The sequence below is a fragment of the Mesorhizobium sp. M7A.F.Ca.CA.002.05.1.1 genome, from assembly GCF_003998335.1.
Classification (GTDB): domain Bacteria; phylum Pseudomonadota; class Alphaproteobacteria; order Rhizobiales; family Rhizobiaceae; genus Mesorhizobium.
Window position 1 is genome coordinate 1 of the sequence record NZ_RZQI01000520.1, and the last position, 4,331, is coordinate 4,331.

Here is a 4,331-nt window from a genome sequence, read left to right on the forward strand (position 1 = left end):
GGACCTGGAGTCCCGCCAGCCTCTCTGCCTCCGCCACCACCTCCGCCGGCATCACACGCTTCCCGGGCACTGCCAAAAGCGTCGACGCATATTGCCCGCGCGGACCCGTCAACCCGGGCTCGGTCGCCAGGAACACCGCAACCGTTGGCAGGCCGAAGGCGCTGGCGAGATGGGTCAGCCCGGTGTCGGCGCCGATGACCAGTTCCGAGCGGCCGATGAACTCAGCGATGTCGGCCAGCGGTGACTTTGGCACCACAACTGTCGATGGCACTGCCTTGGCAATGGCTTCGGCCACGGCCTTCTCGCGCTCGTTCGACCAGGTCGTGACCGGCGTTATCCCCCGCTCAATCAGGAGGCGCGCGGTTTCAATCCAGTCTTCGGCCGGCCATTTCTTGTCTTCGCGGCTGGTGCCGTGCAGCAGGAAGGCGGTTTTTCCGGCAATGCCCGCCAGAGTGCCGACGGGCGGCACGATGCCGGAGTCCAGGGTCGAAAGATCGGGCTGATAGCCGAGCGCCAGCCCGAACAGCCGCCGTGTCCGTTCGATGGCGTGCAGGTCGCGCGGCACGGGATAAGTGGCATCGTAGAACAGCGTCGCAGAAGGTTCGCGCGCGCTCGAACGGTCGAAGCCGGCAATGGGGGCGCCGGCCTGCCTTGCCACCAGAGCCGATTTCAGGAGGCCTTGCGCATCGATGACGAGGTCGTAACGGCAATCGCGCAAGGTGCGGCGCAGGGCGGCCGCCTCGTGCCACGTGGCGCCGTCGAGCAGCGCCTTGCGCCAGCGTCGGATCGCCACCGTGTGAATTCTTTCGATCGCCGGGTGAAGCGCGGCGATACCGGCAAATGCCTCTTCGACGCACCAGTCGAAGGTCAGGTCCGGGCGGTGGAAACGGGCATCCTCGACGGCCGGAAAGGTGTGAATGACATCGCCCATCGACGACGTCTTGACGATCAGCACCTTCATGCCGCTGCCGGGATGTCCAGCAGCCGGTCCGCCGCTGCCGCGACTTGGCCGACTTCCAGCGTCTTCAGGCAGTTGAGGTGGCCGAGCGGGCAGACCTTCTGGTGGCATGGCGAGCACGACAGGCCAAGCCAGACCAACTCGCGGCGTTCCCCCAGCGGCGGCGTGTTCTCGGGCGAGGTCGAGCCATAGACGGCGACGATCGGCGTGCCGACGGCGGCCGCGACATGCATCAGCCCGCTGTCGTTGGACACGGCCAGCCTTGCGGCTGATATCAGATCGATGGCGTCCTCCAGCCGCGTCTGTCCGGCGAGATCGACGACGCCGGGGGCCAGGGCCGCGATCTCCGCCGTCACGTCGCGGTCGTTCTTCGAGCCAAACAGAGCAACCTTCAAGCCTTTGCCCATGAAATCGCGGGCAAGCCCGGCATAGCTTTCGCTGGGCCAGCGCTTGGCCGGGCCGAATTCGGCGCCGGGCATCAGGGCCACGAATTTCTGCGGCGCCAAGCCGAAACGGCCGAGCAGGTCGACCTGGTTTTTCGTGTCCACGGTCAGTCGCGGCGCCCGGAAAGTGCCGCCCTGGGCGAGACCGAAATAGGCCTGCGCTGTGCGTCGTTTGATGCTGTCGGGCAATGGCACGATGTCGGTCAACAGGCCATAGCGCATCTCGCGCAAATTGCCGACACGGCGCGGAATACGGGCAAAGAACGGGATCAGCGCCGACTTCCAGCTGCCCGGCAGGATATAGGCCATGTCGTAGCGGCCGCGCAGCAGGCGGCCGAAGCGGCGGCGATGGGTGAATTCGAGCGCGCCGGGTTTGAGCGGAAAGTCGATCTGCTGGCGGATCTCGGGCATGCGCTTGACCAGCGGCGCGGCCCAGGCCGGCGCCAGCACATCGATAGCGGCGTTGGGACGCAACTCCTTCAGCGCCGAAAACAGGCACTGCGCCATCACCATGTCGCCCACCCAGCGTGGGCCGATCACGAGGATCGTTGGGCTTTCAGCCATTCGACATAGTCTCTGACACCGGTTTCCACTGTCCGGAATTGGCCGTTATAACCGGCCGCGCGCAAACGGGACATATCAGCTTGCGTAAAGCTCTGGTAGCTGCCCTTGAGATGGTCGGGAAAGGGGATGAATTCAATCTCGCCTTTCCCCAACGTGTCGATCACCGTTTCGGCTATGGCGCGGAAGGGCTGGGCACGGCCGGTGCCGCAATTGAAGATGCCGCTTGAGCCCTGTTTCCACAGCCACAGATTGACGTCGGCAACGTCGCCGACGTGGATGAAGTCACGGCTTTGTTCGCCGGGTCCGAACCCGTCATAGGCGCCGAACAGTTTCGGGTTCTGGCCTTGTTCGACCTGGTTGAACAGATGGAAGGCGACGGAGGCCATGGCGCCCTTATGCGCCTCGCGCGGGCCATAGACGTTGAAGTAGCGCAAGCCCACGACCTGTGAATGGTCGGTATCGAAGGCGGTGCGCCCGGCGAACACGGTTCGCCTGACGTAATCGTCGAACAGCTTCTTGGAATAGGCGTATACGTTGAGCGGCCGCTCGAGCGCGGGATCCTCGCGAAACTCCGAGCCGCCGCCATAGACGGAAGCCGAGGAGGCATAAAGGAAAGGCACGCGCAGCGCCTGGCTTGCATGCAGCAGCCGTTTCGAGAAGGCGTAATTCACCTCCATCATGAATTTGCCGTTCCACTCGGTGGTGGTCGAGCAGGCGCCCTGGTGGAACACCGCCTCGATGCGGCCGAGCGAGCCGGCCTCCATGCGGTCCAGGAAATCGTTCTTGTCGAGATAGTCGGCGATCTTGAGATCGGCAAGATTGGCGATCTTGTGACCGTCGGTAAGGTCGTCGACGACCAGGATGTCGTCATGCCCTTCGGCATTCAGCGCGGCGACGATGTTGGAGCCGATCATGCCGGCGCCGCCCGTGACGATGATCATGAAGGGCCTCTGGTTGCTTGCGATTCCGGTCCTTATAGGGGAGGCTAGGCGGGCTGTCGACAAAGCCAGGCGCATGCGCCTGTCCTGCCACTTTTATGCGCTTGTCTGTTTTGTCTGTTTTGTCTATTATGGACAAAACAGGGTGTCCCATGAAAAACTATCCATCGACCGATCTGAAACAGAATCTTGGAGATGTGCTTGCAGCTGCCAGCCAGCAGCCGGTCTCCATCACTCGCCACAACAAGCCGAGATACGTCCTGATGAGCATCGAGACCTACGAAGCGCGCTTCGGCAACGACAGCCGCCGCGTCTACGCTGCGGAGGATGCCCCGACCGAACATGTCGAGATGCTCGAGGAGTACGCCGCGGAATTGGACCGTGATTAAACCCGCCGCTGCGGACGTCTGGCGATATCCATATCTTTGGCATCGTCAACACGGAGACGGCGAGACCGAAGGCCGGAAGTCACGGCCTGTGGCCTTTGTGGCTGTCCTTCCTGGGAAAGCCGGCGGTACGAACCTCTTCATCCTTGCAATCACTTCCACGCAGCCGGGCCGTGATCGCGTTGCCGTCAGCATTCCGGAAATTGAACGCCACCGTGCGGGCCTCGACCCTATGCCCCTTTGGGTCATGGTCGATGAGTACAATCATGATATACTGGAAGCGTCGGCCTATTTCGAGCCGGGTGCGCGAATCGGCGCGTTCAGCCCGTCATTTCACAAGAAAATTATGTTCGCTTTTACTGCGGTTGTCCGCACGGGTCAGTCCAAAGCCATCCCGCGCGCGGACTGAATCGACAGAACAGAGCACGATCGTGAGGGACCAAAAATGCCATCGACCGAACTGCTCATCGCGTTTTTCGCCACCACGGCGATTTTCGCCTACATTCCAGGCCCGGCCATGCTCTATGCGGCCGCGCAGACGATGGCGCGCGGCCGCTGGTCCGGCCTGACGGCGGCACTTGGCATTCATCTGGGCGGCTACGTGCATGTTTTCGCAGCGGCTGCCGGGCTGTCGGTGCTGTTTCATGCCGTGCCGACGCTCTACCTGGCGGTCAAGCTGGTCGGCGCGCTCTATCTGATCTGGCTTGGCGTCTCGCTGTTTCGCAAGCGCGTGGAGGGCGATGCGGCGCTGCCCGCGATCGAGCGCAAATCGGCACGGCGTGCCTTTTTCGAGAGCATCACCGTCGAGGTGCTCAATCCGAAGACAGCGATCTTCTTCATGGCGTTCCTGCCGCAATTCATCGACGCCTCGGCGGCGTTTCCGGTCTGGCTGCAGTTCGTCGTGCTCGGCACGATCGTCAATCTGATGTTCTCTTCGGCCGATATCGTCTGTGTGTTCCTGGCGGGCGCCGTGATCGGCCGTTTGCGGCGTTCGAGCCGCGCACAGCGGCTGATGCAACGGGCGGGAGGGGCTGTGCTGGTC

General features: G+C 63.0%; 6 protein-coding genes. 3 read left to right on the forward strand and 3 right to left on the reverse strand.

Annotation, left to right across the window (positions count from 1 at the left end):
* The 3 genes from waaC to rfaD form a co-directional block, all read right to left on the reverse strand.
* Nucleotides 1-961: lipopolysaccharide heptosyltransferase I (gene waaC / locus EN939_RS22950; protein WP_127269894.1), on the reverse strand; the 961-nt coding region annotated here is incomplete at its 3' end.
* Entirely contained in the window at nucleotides 958-1,965 is a 1,008-nt protein-coding gene (gene waaF / locus EN939_RS22955) for a lipopolysaccharide heptosyltransferase II (RefSeq protein WP_127269896.1), read from the reverse strand. The genes waaF and waaC, both read right to left, overlap by 4 nt.
* Nucleotides 1,938-2,906 carry an ADP-glyceromanno-heptose 6-epimerase gene (gene rfaD, locus EN939_RS22960; RefSeq protein ID WP_127269898.1) on the reverse strand — a complete coding sequence of 323 codons (969 nt, stop codon included), beginning with the start codon at nucleotides 2,904-2,906 and terminating at the stop codon, nucleotides 1,938-1,940. Before rfaD ends, waaF begins: the two co-directional genes overlap by 28 nt.
* A 149-nt stretch (nucleotides 2,907-3,055) precedes the next feature.
* Here rfaD and EN939_RS22965 point away from each other — a divergent pair, with 149 nt between their 5' ends.
* The 3 genes from EN939_RS22965 to EN939_RS22975 form a co-directional block, all read left to right on the forward strand.
* Nucleotides 3,056-3,292, forward strand: a complete 237-nt coding sequence (locus tag EN939_RS22965; protein ID WP_127269900.1) for a type II toxin-antitoxin system Phd/YefM family antitoxin — start codon at nucleotides 3,056-3,058, stop codon at nucleotides 3,290-3,292.
* Complete coding sequence (locus EN939_RS22970; protein WP_236382885.1) at nucleotides 3,285-3,698, forward strand: hypothetical protein; 414 nt, start codon at nucleotides 3,285-3,287, stop codon at nucleotides 3,696-3,698. Before EN939_RS22965 ends, EN939_RS22970 begins: the two co-directional genes overlap by 8 nt.
* Nucleotides 3,699-3,734: 36 nt before the next feature.
* Nucleotides 3,735-4,331: LysE family translocator (locus EN939_RS22975; protein ID WP_164749098.1), on the forward strand; the 597-nt coding region annotated here is incomplete at its 3' end.

Bases quoted from the DNA above. Each gene is read 5' to 3' on its own strand.
- waaF (WP_127269896.1), bottom strand. From the start codon at position 1,965: ATGGCTGAAAGCCCAACGATCCTCGTGATCGGCCCACGCTGGGTGGGC.
- rfaD (WP_127269898.1), bottom strand. From the start codon at position 2,906: ATGATCATCGTCACGGGCGGCGCCGGCATGATCGGCTCCAACATCGTC.
- EN939_RS22965 (WP_127269900.1), top strand. From the start codon at position 3,056: ATGAAAAACTATCCATCGACCGATCTGAAACAGAATCTTGGAGATGTG.